This is a genomic window from Blautia hominis, assembly GCA_002270465.1.
Taxonomy (GTDB): domain Bacteria; phylum Bacillota; class Clostridia; order Lachnospirales; family Lachnospiraceae; genus Blautia; species Blautia hominis.
Map to the genome: position 1 here is coordinate 644,757 of NQOF01000003.1, position 16,104 is coordinate 660,860.

Annotated in this window: 9 protein-coding genes; 8 read left to right on the forward strand and 1 reads right to left on the reverse strand. The window is 40.8% G+C overall.

The window, feature by feature from the left end:
* Positions 1–26: 26 nt before the first annotated feature.
* From glf to CI595_RS13460, 8 genes are all read left to right on the forward strand, one after another.
* Positions 27–1,127: a UDP-galactopyranose mutase gene (gene glf / locus CI595_RS13425; RefSeq protein ID WP_095173896.1), complete on the forward strand. Its 1,101-nt coding sequence runs from the start codon at positions 27–29 to the stop codon at positions 1,125–1,127.
* Between the two features lie 259 nt (positions 1,128–1,386).
* Positions 1,387–2,697: a D-alanyl-D-alanine carboxypeptidase family protein gene (locus CI595_RS13430; protein ID WP_095173898.1), complete on the forward strand. Its 1,311-nt coding sequence runs from the start codon at positions 1,387–1,389 to the stop codon at positions 2,695–2,697.
* A gap of 31 nt (positions 2,698–2,728) precedes the next feature.
* On the forward strand, positions 2,729–3,295 hold the full coding sequence (gene rfbC / locus CI595_RS13435) for a dTDP-4-dehydrorhamnose 3,5-epimerase (protein WP_095173900.1): 567 nt from the start codon (positions 2,729–2,731) through the stop codon (positions 3,293–3,295).
* A 13-nt stretch (positions 3,296–3,308) separates the two neighbouring features.
* On the forward strand, positions 3,309–4,118 hold the full coding sequence (locus CI595_RS13440) for an ABC transporter permease (RefSeq protein WP_095173902.1): 810 nt from the start codon (positions 3,309–3,311) through the stop codon (positions 4,116–4,118).
* A gap of 13 nt (positions 4,119–4,131) precedes the next feature.
* Complete coding sequence (locus tag CI595_RS13445) at positions 4,132–5,400, forward strand: ABC transporter ATP-binding protein (protein WP_095173904.1); 1,269 nt, start codon at positions 4,132–4,134, stop codon at positions 5,398–5,400.
* A gap of 22 nt (positions 5,401–5,422) precedes the next feature.
* Complete coding sequence (locus tag CI595_RS13450; RefSeq protein WP_095173907.1) at positions 5,423–11,002, forward strand: glycosyltransferase; 5,580 nt, start codon at positions 5,423–5,425, stop codon at positions 11,000–11,002.
* Positions 11,003–11,017: 15 nt separating this feature from the next.
* Positions 11,018–13,471, forward strand: a complete 2,454-nt coding sequence (locus tag CI595_RS13455; protein ID WP_095173909.1) for a glycosyltransferase family 2 protein — start codon at positions 11,018–11,020, stop codon at positions 13,469–13,471.
* 55 nt (positions 13,472–13,526) lie between these two features.
* Positions 13,527–14,951: an ArnT family glycosyltransferase gene (locus CI595_RS13460; RefSeq protein WP_095173912.1), complete on the forward strand. Its 1,425-nt coding sequence runs from the start codon at positions 13,527–13,529 to the stop codon at positions 14,949–14,951.
* 73 nt (positions 14,952–15,024) lie between these two features.
* Here CI595_RS13460 and CI595_RS13465 read toward each other — a convergent pair whose 3' ends face one another.
* Positions 15,025–15,975 (reverse strand): glycosyltransferase family 2 protein, encoded by a 951-nt coding sequence (locus tag CI595_RS13465; protein WP_095173914.1) that lies wholly within the window; start codon positions 15,973–15,975, stop codon positions 15,025–15,027.
* Between the last annotated feature and the right edge of the window lie 129 nt (positions 15,976–16,104).

Consider the following 16,104-nt stretch of genomic DNA (forward strand, 5'->3'; position numbering starts at 1 on the left):
CATTATGAGTTAGGCTAGGAGTATAAATGAAAAAATATGATTATGTGATTGTGGGCAGTGGCCTTTTTGCTGGTACATTTTCTTATCTGGCTTCCAAAAAAGGAAAAAAGTGTCTGGTAGTGGAAAAAAGAGATATAATGGGTGGAAATTTATATTGCCAGGAAATAGAAGGTATTCATGTGCATAAATACGGTGCTCATATTTTTCACACGAGTAATAAAAAAATATGGGATTTTGTGAACTCATTAGTAGAGTTCAACCGTTATACAAATTCTCCTATCGCAAATTATAAAGGGGAAATTTATAATTTACCTTTTAACATGAATACGTTCCATTCATTGTGGGGAATAGAAACCCCGGAAGAGGCCAGGCAGATGATTGAGTCTCAAAAATCAGCATTTACTGGTGAACCTCAGAATTTGGAAGAGCAGGCCATACGGCTTGTGGGAACAGATATCTATCAAAAGCTGATCAAAGGGTATACAGAGAAGCAATGGGGGAGAGACTGCCGGGAATTACCTTCATTTATTATAAAAAGAATACCTGTACGGTACACATATGACAATAATTATTTTAATGATGCATATCAGGGTATCCCTCAGGGCGGCTATAATCCTTTGATTGAGAAACTTTATGAAGGCTGTGATGTGGAGTTGGGAGTTGACTTTAACCAATACAGACAAAGATATGAAAGCCTTGGTGAAAAAATATTGTATACGGGGACTCTTGATTCTTTTTATGGCTATCGGTATGGAGAGCTGGAATACAGAAGTCTAAGTTTTGAGGATATCATATTGGATACTGACAATTATCAGGGAGTGGCTGTCATGAATTTTACTGACAGGGATACGCCATATACCCGAATTATAGAGCATAAACATTTTGAATTCGGAACACAGAAAAAAACGGTGATCACCAAAGAGTACCCGCAGTCCTGGTATAGAGGAAAAGAACCCTATTATCCTGTTAATGATACAGTAAATCAGAAGTTATTTGAAAGGTATCTAAAGCTGGCTGAAAAAGAGAAAAATGTCTTGTTTGGCGGACGACTGGCAGAATATAAATATTATGACATGGACAAGGTAATAGAAGCTTCCTTTTCTTTGGCCGAACGGGAATTAGTATAAAAGATTGAAATTCATGCCGGAAAATGCTATAGTATATAAGATTTAAAAAGTTAACAGAGATCGATTGTAATAGTTGGAAGAGAGCAGTGGAAATAATTCTGACTTTTTATTACAATCCAAAACACAGATTAAAACAAGTACGGATAATCAGGGGGTATGTTTCCATGAGGACTTACTTGACAAGCAAATAAAAATAAGTCAGGCGGCAGTATCCCAGTGGGTACTGCTGGTTTACGTGTAAGGAGAAATAACAACGAATATGAGAAAAACACAGAAGCATAGGAGTTTGCGGTTTTTAGTGACAGTAGTAATGATAGGAATCTTTATGGCTACTGGAACTGTAGAGGCTGCAGTCAATAACGGCACTGTTTATTCCATTTCCACAAACGAAATTTCAGGGTGGCCCCAGGGGCCGGAAGTGGCCTGTGAGACTGCAGTCTTGATGGAGGCTGAGTCAGGTCTTGTTCTTTACGACAAAGGTATGGATGAACTCCGCTATCCTGCCAGTATTACAAAAATACTTACGGCACTTTTAGCAATTGAAAATTGTTCTTTGGATTCTCAGATTACTTTTTCTGAGACGGCAGTTGCAGCAGAATTGGTGGCAGGGAGTAGTACGATCAATATGCAGGTGGGCGAAGTCATAACCGTGGAAGATTGTCTATATGGCTTGATGGTTCAGTCTGCGAATGAAGTGGCAGTTCAGCTTGCCGAAACAGTTTCCGGTACTGAAGCGGCATTTGCGGAATTAATGAATCAGAGAGCAGCAGAGATTGGATGTAAAAATACTCACTTCACAAATGCCAGCGGCTTACCGGATGAGAATCATTATACGACTGCTTATGATATGGCATTAATATTTCGAGAAGCATTAAAAAATGATACATTTCGTGAGGTTATTGGGACACAGACCTATTATATTCCTCCTACAAATATGACAGCCACAGAACGAAGGCTTCATACCCACCACCCACTCTTTGCAGAGGAGAGCCCTGAACACTATGAAGGATGTATAGGAGGTAAATCCGGCAGTACGGAGGCGGCGGGAAAGACGTTGGTGACTGGAGCCGTACAAAATGGTGTTACTTACCTGGCTGTAGTAATGAAAGGTGCAGAAATGGCACCAAATTGTTTGGATACAACGAACCTATTTAACTATGGATTCCAGAACTTTGAGAAAAAACAGTTGAATGAGGGGAACGTTATTCTTCCGAAGGGTATGACCCTGGAACAATTGGAAAAAACTGAAGAACAACAAGAAGATGGAAGTACACTGATTAAATATAGTCTTGGTGCTCAATACTTGGGAAGTGAAAAAAAAGCAATACCCCAGACAGAGAAGAAAGAAACTAAGGAAGTGAAGAAGCAGGAGAGTATAGCGGGTGAACAATCCGCAGATACGAATTCCGGTGATAGTAAGGTAAGTAAGGAAGAAAAAATATCTTTGACCAGTATATTACTTATTCTTATGGCGGCGTTGATCATCCTGATGGTGGTACTTTTGGCGGCTTTGGTTCGTCATGATAGAAAGAAAAAGAGACGAAAGAAAAATAGGAAAAGAAAAATATAACACTAAAAAATAAAGAAAAGAGGACAAAACAATGGGTAAAATTACAGTAGAGACATGCGAAATTGAAGGATTAAAAATCATCACTCCGGCGGTATTTGGGGATGAGAGAGGATATTTTATGGAAACATATAATTATAATGATTATAAAGATGCAGGGATTGATATGGAATTCGTACAGGACAATCAGTCAAGCTCCAGAAAAGGTGTTTTAAGAGGCCTGCATTTTCAGATCAACTTTCCACAGGATAAACTGGTCCGGGTTGTAAGCGGAGAAGTTTTTGATGTGGCGGTGGACTTACGTCCAGGCTCCAAAACTTTTGGAAAATGGCATGGTGTTCTTCTTACAGCAGAAAACAAAAAACAGTTTTTCATACCTAAAAACTTTGCGCATGGTTTTGTCGTTTTGTCAGATTCCGCAGAGTTTGCATATAAATGCACAGACTTTTATCACCCCAATGATGAGGGTGGACTGAAATGGAATGACCCGGATATTGGTGTTGAATGGCCTATCCCGGAGGGGATGACAGAGAATGACCTGATTATCTCTGAAAAAGATCATAAGTGGGGCGGAATCAAAGCGTATACAGAAAACAGGTAAACAGGAGCAGAGTATGAAAGAAAAAATATTTGGATTACCATTGGAACTTTACCATAACAGGGGACTGATCCTGACCCTGGCTAAAAATGATTTTAAAACAAAATATGCAGGATCATACCTGGGTATTGTCTGGGCCTTTATCCAGCCAATTGTAACTATTATGGTGTATTGGTTTGTTTTCACGATTGGATTGAAAGCAGGAGATATGGCTGAATATCCTTTTGTGCTATACCTGATCTCGGGTATTGTACCATGGTTCTTTTTTCAGGATGCCCTGAATGCCGGAACAAACGGATTGATTGAGTACAATTATCTGGTTAAAAAGGTTGTTTTTAAGATCAGTATCCTTCCCATGGTAAAAGTGATCTCTGCTTTTTTTGTCCATGTGTTCTTTGTTGTGTTTGCCCTGGTTGTGTGTGCGGCCAACGGTTATCCGCCGACTGTACATACCATACAGATCATTTATTATACAGGATGTACTTTTGTGTTCTCTTTGGCGCTTGTATATATTACCAGTGCGGTGGTTATTTTTTTCAGGGATCTGACTCAGATCATCAGCATATTTTTGCAAGTGGGTATCTGGCTGACACCAATCATGTGGGATTTGGGACGTATGGCAGACCATCCCCTGTTTGTGAAAGCATTTAAGCTGAATCCAATGTATTATATTGTTTCCGGATATCGGGATTCCATTCTGGGCCGTGTATGGCTGACAGACCATCTGAAATGGGGATTATATTTCTGGGGTGTGACCATTGTACTGTTCATTCTGGGAACTGTGATATTCAAGCGATTAAAGCCGCATTTTGCAGATGTGCTATAAGAGAGGATTAAATATGTCAGAAATTGCAATTGCTGTAGATCATGTTAGTAAAATGTATAAATTATATGACAAGCCTATGGACAGGCTCAAGGAATCCCTTGGATTGTCAAAACAGAAGAAATATAAAGAGCATTATGCCCTTAATGATGTATCTTTTGAAGTGCATCAAGGTGAAACAGTCGGGATAATCGGGACAAATGGTTCCGGAAAGTCCACAATTTTAAAGATCATTACGGGTGTTCTGAATCCAACAGCAGGAAATCTGCGTGTAAATGGCCGTATCTCAGCCTTACTGGAATTAGGTGCAGGTTTTAACGGAGAGTATTCCGGCATTGAAAATGTTTATCTGAACGGAACTATGATTGGATTTTCCAGAGAAGAGATAGACAAGAAAATGGATGATATCCTAAATTTTGCAGATATTGGAGAGTTTGTCCATCAGCCTGTCAAGACATACTCCAGTGGTATGTTTGTACGTCTTGCCTTTGCTATTGCTATCAATATCGAACCTGAGATATTGATCGTTGATGAGGCGCTTTCAGTTGGTGACGTATTTTTTCAGGCAAAATGTTATAGGAAGTTTGAAGAGTTCAAAGAAATGGGGAAGACCATTTTATTCGTCAGCCATGATTTGAGCAGTATTGGAAAATACTGTGACAGAGTGGTGCTTTTGAATAGAGGGCAGAAATTGGCAGAGGGCGGCGCGAAAGAGATGGTGAATCTTTATCGTAAGGTTCTGGTCAATCAGTTGGATGATGAAGAAGCAGAAAACTCCGGAGATCATGAGAGCATTCAGGAGGAGACGGACAGCCTTCAAAAGGAAAAGTTAAATTTGAATCCGGAACTGCTGGAGTATGGAAGCAAGCTTGCAGAGATAGTAGACTTTGGTATTTATGATCATACAGGTCTGATAACAAATGCAGTAGATAAGGGACAGAAATTTTCAGTTAAAATGAAGGTTAAGTTCAATGAGGATATCAGCGAACCGATTTTTGCCTTTACGATCAAAGACCTTAAAGGGACAGAACTTACAGGTACAAATACCATGTATGAAAATTCACCGGTCACACCAAAAAAATCAGGAGATATCCAGGAAATTACATTCACCCAGATTATGAGTCTGGAGGCGGGAGAATATATGTTATGTCTTGGATGTACGGGATACAGAGACGGAGAGTTTACAGTTTTCCACAGACTTTATGATGTCTGCAACCTTACAGTCATTACAGATAAGAAGGCAGTCGGCTATTTTGATATGTTTTCTAAAGTTACGCTGAAATAAGCAGTTTGCGAAGGAGTTTTGTATGGCAGAGTTAAATTATGATTATGATACGCAGAATGGACAGTATTCTGACGGGGAAATAGAAGAGCGGATGCTGGAAATGGCCAGACAAGGGATTAGCTATGAGGAACTTCCGGAAGAGCAGGTTGAATTTCCCATGGTTTATCATTTTGCAGGGATAAGGGAAAATATTTTAAACTGGTACCCTTTCACAAAGCAGGACTCTGTATTGGAGATTGGGGCAGGATGTGGTGCCCTGACAGGAATGCTGTGTGAAAAAGCGGGCCAGGTGACAGCAGTGGAACTTTCCGGCAGACGTGCATCTATCAATTATGAGCGGCATAAGTCTTTTCATAATCTGACGATCATGGTTGGAAATTTAAATGACATGGCGCTGAAAAATGATTTTGACTACATTGTCCTGAATGGAGTTCTGGAATATGCAGCCAGCTTTACGGATGGAGAAACTCCCTATGAATCCTTTCTAAAAAAAATGGCATCCTTTTTAAAACCTGACGGAAAATTGTTAGTATCTATTGAAAACCGTCTGGGGCTGAAATATTTTGCCGGGGCGCCTGAGGATCATACGGATTTATATTTCCTGGGGCTTAACCGTTATTCAGGCAATAATTCTGTGCGTACATTTTCTAAGTCAGAGCTTACCAGGCTATTTGAGAAAAGTGGCCTTTGTCATATGAAGTATTATTATCCCTATCCGGATTATAAATTTCCGACAGAAATTTTTACAGATGAGACTTTAAAAGTGATCGGTTATGGAAAGCGATATCCAGTATTTACGGAGAACAGATTTCAATTGTTTAACGAGACGGATGTGGCACACAGTCTTTTGCGGGAAGAGGTCATGGATGATTTTGTGAACTCTTTTCTGGTGGAGGCATCCAGAGAAGAGATCATCCGGAATACGGAAATTCTATATGCTAAAATCAATAGTGAGAGAAAAGAAGAGTTCCGGGTCATGACTTTGATCATCAAAAAGGAGCATGAAATTTTTGTTCAAAAGCAGGCTATGAATGCAAAGGCAAAAGAATTTCTGCATCAGATGGAGGATTATGGGCGGACAGAGTTGCCCGGAACCTATAGAAATCTGCCGTCAGTGTACAAAGAAGGTGCTGTGTCATACGAATTTCTTACAGGAAGAACTTACTATAATGTGATAAAAGATTTTTTGAAAGAGGGGGATGGCAAAGGCATCGAACAGCTTTTCATGAATCTCTATGAAACTTATTTTGATGACAGTCAAATAGTCGAGGACTATCATACAGAAGAGTTTTCTGTTATGTTCGGTGCCACAAAGGGCAGGACTCCATTAAAGTGTATTGCCCCTGCCAATATTGATTTAATATGCCAGAATATTTTTCTTGAAGGAACGGAGCAGACCATTATAGATTACGAATGGGTAGCTGATTTCCCTGTGCCGGTTGATTTTATCATGTGGCGGCTTTTGAATGAAATCTATACAAAGATGCCGTCACTGGATGCTGTATGCCCGCGTCATAAGATTATAAAGAGAATGGGGATATCCTTGTCTGACCAGGAAGTTTATCTTCAGTGGGCATTGCATTTTGCATATACTTATGTTGGGTGTGACCAACTGTCAAGATACGAAAAACCGCCGGTTCCTGTTTCTTTGGAACAGATTGCAGAACAGGAAAACCTGAAGAAATATCTTGATAGCAAAATCTATTATGATTTGGGCAGCGGCTTAAGCGAAACACAGGTGGTGACAGCCAAAGTTCATTTAGAGCGTAATTACTTTAAAGCGGTTTATGATCTGCGGGGTATTACCGGTATAAAAGGCCTTAGGTGGGATCCTGAGAATGGATATTTCTGTAAATGCAGAATCGACAGAGTGGACTGTAACTGCCGGGTTGCGTTGGTGGCAAATGGTCTGCATCTGGAAGAGAAAGACAGCACAGTATTTATAACCGATGATCCCAATTATATTATCAGTACACCAAAACCGGAAAATGTTGAGTACCTGGTAATTGAAGGTAAATTCTGGTATCTGGATGAAGCGTATAAAACAAGGCTTCTGGAGAAAATGACACAAGAGAAATTATTTCCTCAGGCACCGGTGATCCAGCAGAAGGAATCAAATGAGGAACAGCCAGCGGATACAATAAAAAGCCGTGCAAAGAAGGTTCTTCGTCCTGTCGTCAGGAAGCTTAGGGGGGAAGAGAATCCGGACAAGCCGCATATTTTAATATGCCCGGGCAGTGTGGATCAGATTTCCTATGAAAATAAGCTCCTCTCTGTTATAGGTTGGGTGTTCGATCCGGCTCATGAAATGGGGAAACCGAGAATCGCATTTTATCACGGAAAAAATAAGGTCAGTGAAACCGGGTACCAGGTCATTTACAGAAAAGACGTTGCACAAAACATGGGAAATCCCGAGGCGGAAAGCAGTGGATTTTCTGTTGCCGCAAGCGTGTATTCACCGTTTGATCTGGATGTTTACTTTGAATTTGATACTATTGACGGTATTGGCGGAAGACTGCTGGGAACGGTCACAGGAGACAGGTCTCTGCCGGCGGATGCAGATGTTCAGGTGTTTTCAGCAGAAGATGAGACGAGTATTGGAGATATACGATATTTTAAAAAGTGTTATGTGGATAAGCCGATTTGTTTTCCGGAAGATTATCTTACCCATGAGGTAGATATTATTGTACCGGTTTATAATGGCCTGCAGTTTTTTGATGCACTCTTTTCGGGGGTGGAAAAGACCAGAATGAAGTACAGACTGATTCTTATTGATGACTGTAGTCCGGATAATAAGGTCAAGGAGTATCTGGAAGCGTATGCAAAGGACCGGCCGGAAGTTATACTTCTTAGAAATGAGCAGAATCTGGGATTTTTGAAGACAGTAAACAGAGGACTTAAACTGGCCCAGAACCACGTAGTGCTTCTCAATACGGATGTGGAAGTGCCCGAAGACTGGCTGGAACGTCTGATGTATCCTATTTTATGCGGTACCAAGGTGGCAACTACAACACCTTTTACTACTTGCGGTACACTCTGTAGTTTTCCTGATTTCTGTAAGGACAATGCAATCTTTGAAGGTATGAAGCTATGGCAGATTGATGACGTGTTCCGAAGTATGAAACCCCAATACCCATCCATGCCTACAGGAATCGGCTTTTGTATGGGGCTAAACCGTGACGCGCTCTTAGAGATCGGATACCTGGATGAAGAGAATTTTGGCAAAGGGTATGGGGAAGAAAATGACTGGTGCCAAAGAGCTTTGCGGGCAGGATACAGAAATGTCCATGTGGATAACCTGTATGTATATCACAAACACGGAGGCAGCTTTCTGTCAGAAGAGAAGATGATGCTTCTTGAGAAGCATTCTAAAAAACTGTTGGAAAAGCATCCGGATTATAATAAGGATGTAGCAGAGTTCTGTAGAATTGACCCTGCCAGAATGGTAAGGCTCTATGCCATTATGCAGCTGCTGAACCAGAAGACAGAGGTGAAAACCATAGTGGCTTTTGACCATAATCTGGGCGGGGGTGCAACAGAGTATCTGAATAAAAAGGTGAAAGAGGAGCTGCAAAAAGGCTGCCGTTTTATCATAATACGGTATGATATCTATACAAATAAATATCTGTTTTTATACCAGTACAAAGATTATAAAATACAGTTCTTCTCAGAGAACCTGGAGCTTCTGCTGGATATGGTAAGGCGTGTGGAAGAAATCTGGATCAATGAACTGGTGACATATCCGAAACTCTATGATTTTATAGAGAGGATAACTGCATGGAAAGAAGAGCATCAGGCTGTACTGCGTATGCTGCTTCACGATTTCTTCTGCATCTGCCCGGCAGTCAATTTGATGGATCATAGTGGGAAATACTGTAAGGCTGCATCAGATGATATTTGCAACAAATGTATACCCGATAACAAAAGCAATGCCTGTCTGGAATATGAAAGCGGCAGTATATGGCGCAAAAAATGGGAAGACTTTTTAAATCATTGTGACGAAATATTTGCATTTTCAGATGATTCGGCAGAACTTTTAAACAGAGCTTACCCTGCAGTATATAAAATCAGAGTGATTCCCCACGAACCACATTATCTTCCTCCGATCAGCAGAAAATATAAGACAACCCAAACCTTGAATATTGGACTGCTGGGTGTGCTGTGTTATAAAAAAGGTTTGGATGTAGTAAAAGAGATGGTACGTGAGATAGAAAAGCAAAACCTCAATATACGCATCCGTCTGATCGGTGTCAGTGACGAAGAGATCGACAGCCCTGTTTTCTCCTATACAGGAAGATATACAAGAGAAATGCTTCCTAAACTTACGTTGGAAGAAGACATTGATGTGTTTTTTATTCCGTCTGTCTGGCCGGAGACGTTTTCATATACAACCTCTGAGATTATGTCTATGAAAATGCCTATTGCTGTATTTCATATTGGTGCGCCGGTAGAAAGAGTGGCACGTTATGACAGAGGCATTATACTTGACAAAACGGATGCGGTATCTGTTTTGGCAGAAATATCCCGTTTCGCAAAAGAAGTCTGCCATTTTGGTGAGATGCCTGTACATGAAGAACGTATCCTGTTTTTGGGGGAGGAAATTTCCTTTGCGTCCAGATACCGTGTGGAGCATCTGAGGGAACAGCTTCTATGCCATGGCTATGCATCGGATTTTTTACAGATGGAAGAGATAGAGCAATGCAGATTGAAGGATTATAAAACGGTAGTATTTTATCGCTGTAGTGACGAGGAAGGTGTCAGCCGGATTGTTCATAAAGCGGAAGAATTGAAAATACCGGTTTACTATGATATTGATGACCTGATTTTCGATTATGATAAAATATCTTCCCTGCATTTTCTGGAGGGGGAAGAATATAAAGATTTTTCAAGCACTACCAATAAGATTCATACATGTATGGACCAGTGCAGGGGATATATTACCTCCACGGAAACCCTGGCAAAAGAAATTTCAGCAGAGTTTCCGGGCAGGCCGGTAGTGGTTAACAGAAATACTGCGAGTATGGAGATGCAGATTCTATCCCATGATGCGTTTACGAATAAAGTGCCGGAAAAGGAAAACGTGTATATCGGATATTTCAGCGGTTCCAAAACACATGACAGAGATTTCGCCATTATAGAGGATGCGCTGATCGAGATGATGGAAAAATATCCACAGGTTACGTTGAAACTGGTAGGTGTGCTTTCAGAGGATAAGATGAAACGATTCCAAAACCGTATTGAAAAACTGGGATTTATGGAATGGCAGAAGCTGCCGGAGGTTCTTGCAGGGATAGATATTAATTTAATGCCTCTTGAAAATACTGTGTTCCATTGCTGTAAATCCGAAAACAAATGGATGGAAGCTGCACTTGTAAAAGTGCCCAGTGTTATGAGCAGAAACAAAGAATTAGAGCCATTGATCGAAAATGGTGTGGAAGGATTTCTATGCAGCACCAAGGAAGAGTGGGCAGAAGCGCTGGAAACGCTGATCACAGACAGTGAACGCAGACAGAATATGGGAAAGGCAGCGAATAAAAAAGTGCTTGAAAAGTATGTTACACAGAAAACAGGGCAGGAGACTGTGGAGTTTCTGATGAAATAGCAGAAAGGATTTAGCATGTCCAGAGAAATATATGAAGTAAAAAGAGAACGGTTTCATCTTACAGACAGAAATTTGTATCTTCTGGAGGGTACTTGGCCAAAAGGATATGAGGCAGAAGCTGTTCTGGATGGGAAAAAGGTGGCTGTTGAGGCGAAGCCGCAGGAATATGTCAGTGCTATGGACCGGTTTCAGGACATGCAGATGACAAGTGGAATGCGTATTCAGATACAGGTTACACTGCCTGCGCATCTGGAGCGGTATAAAAAACTGACGATTTATAGTACAGATGGTAGCAGTAGGCAGAAATGGTTTTCTGTCTCTGCCGGGCAGCTCCAAAGGAAGCAGGGAAAACCTCAGTATTATCTGGAAGAAGCGGCTGTGGATAGAAAGGCCGGTACCTGCAGGCTGAGGGGATGGGCTGTCTATCAGAAACCGCTCAGTATATATTTGGAAGATGAAAATAAAAAGCGTTTAGCAGTTCAGGTGCAGAGAACAAAAAGACCTGATGTTCAGGCTCAGCACAGGGAAGCCCAAGTGGAGGATAATACTGGATTTTATGTGGAATTTCCATGTGGAAATAACCCGTACATTTATCTTATATTTGACGGTAAAAGTGCTAAAACCATAAGGAAGATACATTTAAAACCTTCAAGACTAATGGAGGAAAAATTAGTTAAATACTATCACAAGGGAACCCGTTATTTAAAAATGCATGGGGCAGGCGCTTTGCTGCAGAAAGTAGTCAGGAAAGCTACGAATCAGGAGCCTGGTCCCATTCCATACGAAAAATGGCTGCCGAAGCATGTACCTACACCGGGGCAGTTGGAAATGCAGAGGAAGACTCAATTTGAGTATTCTCCTAAAATAAGTGTAGTAGTACCGTTGTATAAAACTCCTGAAAAATATCTGAAGCAGATGATTGATTCCCTGAAAGGGCAGACATATGAAAATTGGGAATTATGCCTGTCAGACGGCAGCGGCAGTGGATCACCTTTAAAAAATATGCTGGAAGCTTGTCAAAAGGTAGACGGAAGGATTAAGATATGTTCTCATGATATGCCGATGCAGATATCGGAAAACACAAATGCGGCCATTCAGATGGCAGAAGGTGAATTGATAGCATTTGCAGATCATGATGATGTATTAACCCCGGATGCTCTTTATGAATGTGTAAGGGCACTCAACAGGAGAGATGATATATCCGTTTTATATTCAGATGAGGATAAGATGACTATGGATGGCAATAAATTCTTTCAGCCTCATTTTAAACCGGATTTCAATATTGATTTATTATGCACAGTAAATTACATCTGTCATCTTTTTGTGGTCAGAAAAGAAATTATCGAGCAGGTAGGAATGCTGAGGAAAGAGTTCGACGGCGCACAGGACTATGATTTTATTTTCCGCTGTGTTGAATATGCGGGAAGAGAGAAGATTTATCATATTCCGAAAGTATTGTATCACTGGCGTTGTCATGAGGATTCCACTGCGGAAAATCCTGAAAGTAAAAAATACGCTTTTGAAGCAGGAAAGAATGCCATTCTTGCTCATTATGACAGGATTGGAGTAAAGGCCAGAGTGGAAAATGGAGAATATCTGGGACTTTACAGAACACACTATCTTCGGGAATATGATCCGTTGATATCTATTATAATACCTAACAAGGACCATATTGATGATCTGGAACGATGTATCAGGGCGATTGAGGAAAAAAGCAGTTATAGGAATTATGAATATATAATTGTAGAGAACAACAGCACAGAACAGGCCACCTTTTCTTACTATCAAAAACTGGAAAAGGAAAATCCGAAAGCTCATGTAGTCTACTGGGAAGGAATGTTTAACTATTCAGCGATCAATAATTTTGGGATTTCCCATGCAAAAGGGGATTATCTGCTGCTTCTCAATAATGATACGGAGATCATTAATTCAGATTGTCTTGAGGAACTGCTTGGATACTGTATGCGCAGTGATGTAGGTGCGGTTGGAGCCAGATTATATTATGAAGATGAGACAATCCAGCATGCAGGGGTAGTGATCGGATTCGGAGGCATTGCGGGTCACTGTTTTGTACAGCAAAAAAGAGGAGAATCCGGTTATTGCCATAGAATTATCTGTGCACAGGATTACAGCGCAGTAACAGCAGCGTGTATGATGGTGAAACGAGAGGCTTACGATGCCGCAGGTGGACTGAGTGAGGAACTGGAAGTTGCATTTAATGATATTGATTTTTGTTTGAAACTTCAGAAAGAAGGATATCTGATCGTGTATAATCCGTATGCGGAGCTGTATCATTATGAGTCTAAGTCCAGAGGATTGGATGACACTCCGGAAAAAGTGGCCCGTTTTGCAAAGGAAATTGAAACGTTTGAAAAAAGATGGCCAGAGATACTCAAAAACGGAGATCCGTATTACAACCCAAATCTGACGTTGGAGAGCCAGGACTTTTCACTGAGACGTAACGGATGATGTATAAGTTTTACTGAGCCCTGAAAAATATGAAGGAGACTCGTGATAACCAAAGATGGAAAATGAAAAGATAAAAAAGATAGTGCCCGAAATACTGTTTCTGGCGGCAGTCTTTGTGTTTTTACTTTGCTGGGCAGTGATACAGCCCCTGAATGCATCCCCTGATGAGGGGATGCGTTATCAGATCGTGGAATATATTATGAAACATGGCAGCCTTCCTCACGGTGGGGATCCTGAAATCAGAAATGAATTCTGGGGAATATCCTATGCCTTTAACCCAATACTTCCATATATTTTAGGTGCTGTGTTGGGGAAAGCAGCGACACTGTTTTCGGCAGCAGAGATGGCGCCGGTGATTGCGGCAAGGCTGGTAGATGTGATTTTTGGTACAGCCACGGCACTTCTGACACTTAAAATAGGAAAACGGATGTTTAAAACAGAGGCTGCCGGTTTCTTTACGGTTCTTGTATGCTTTTTACCTGGTGCATTATTTATTCACTCCTATATAAATACGGATTCCGTAGCAGTATTTTCCACATCATGGATTATTTTGTGCTGGATAAAAGCTATGGATAAGGGCTGGACCAAAGGAGTTTGTATTGAGTTAGGTGCTGCATTGTCAGTATGTGCGTTGTCTTATTATAATGCATATGGATATATTTTGTGCAGCGTATTCTTTTTCTGTGGAAGTATTCTGTTCTGTGAAGGAAAGCGTTGGAATTATAAGAAAATGTTTTCTCTAGGAATATTGATTACATGCGTAATCATTATTTGTGCTGGCTGGTGGTTTATACGCAATGGTATTCTCTACCATGGAGATATATTGGGAATGAGTACCTCATCAGAATATGCAGAATTATATGCCAGGGAAGATTTAAAGCCCTCAAATCGTATGACACCTCAGAGGATGGGAATGAGAGTTTCGGATATGTTTTTCTGGATTCCCGGGGAATGGGAGTGTAACTGGCTTACAACCGTTGCAGTGAGCTTTGTTGGGACATTTGGATTTTTGGATATATTTATGCCGAAAATCTGGTCTGCAGCATATTGCCTGGTTTATGCGATAGGTATTTTTGGAATGTTTTTCTGTATAAGAAAGCAGTTTTTTGTAAGTGGTAAGGAAAAAGAAGTAAGACGCAGAAGAGATAAGTCGGCTACCACGCTGTTTATCACGATCCGGAAAGAGCGTAGATGGGATATGAAGAACTTATTTCATATCTGTATGCTCATATCTATGGTAATTCCATTTGTTCTATTGATAAAGTATGCGTATTCCAGTGAGTTTCAAGCGCAGGGGCGTTATCTTATGCCTATGCTGATACCGTTTATGTATTTTATTACACTGGGATATGAGAATATTATGGATAAGTTTCTGAAAAAGGCTGTATATAGAAAGTGGATTTACAGGGGATTAAGTGTGGGATATATTATTTCGGCTGTGGCTGTTTACTGTCTGGTGTTTGCACCTAATTATAGATAATAGATATGCAGGGAAATAAGCAGGCCTTGAAGGGGAGATCGTGACTCGCATGAGTCATTGTCTCCCCTTCTTTCTAGAGTTCTTCGCGTTTCTCCTGCCGGTACAACTGACGGACTACAAACTGCGGAGACTTATTCTGACTGATAAAGATTCTTCCAATATACTCTCCGAGTAATCCAAGCATAAGCATATTCAAACCGCTGACAATGAGCAGGGCACACATGAGGGAGGTCCAGCCAATGATTGGCTCCGGACAGATGAACTGGCGGACCACCATGATTATAGTGAGCAGAAATCCAAGAAATGCAAAAAAACCGCCCAAAAAGCTTGCAATCCTAAGTGGTTTCACAGAAAAGGAGGTAAAACCATTAAGCCAAAGCAGGATCAGTTTACCCAGTGTAAAGGTGGTTGTACCAACTTCACGTTTTTTGTGGTCAATAAAAACATTAGTAATGTGGTCCGTAGTGCGTAAAATAAGCCCCCATATATAAGGAAAAGCGCTGTCATAACGCAGCATTTCATCTTTTACAAAAGAATTCATAATAAAATAACTGCATAAGGTAAGGTCTTTGGGCTTTTTTAAAAGCATGGTGGCCATTTTATCATTTAGCCGGCTTCCCCAGTTTTTAAAGGCACTGTGCTGCTTTGTATGGTATTTTCCAAAAACAGCATCATAACCTTCTTCTATTTTGGTAATCAGCTTATGGGCTTCTGCAGGGGGATTTTGACAGTCATCATCCAGAGAAATGATATATTCTCCGGTAGCGTAGGTGTATCCGGCCATCAGAGCAGCATCCTGTCCAAAATTTTTGGCAAGGTTTACAGCTACAACCTGTGGAAATTTATCTGCCAGACCTTTGATCACGGAAAATGTATTATCTTTGGAACCGTCATTTACCAATATGATCTCGTATTGATAATCCTCTTTTGGAAATGCTTTAAAAATATCATCTACAACAAGAGAAATTGTTTTTTCGGAATAGTAGCAGGGGATAACAAAAGAGAGCTTTTTATCCAGTTTCAAAATATAACCTCCTCGCATCTTAAAGTTACTGTTCACTCCGTGTCCAGTAACACGCTTCGCGATGCACAGATATGGGGCAGAATGCTCCATATCGCGCTGGCTGCCTCGGGATTTTCATGCTTCGGGCAT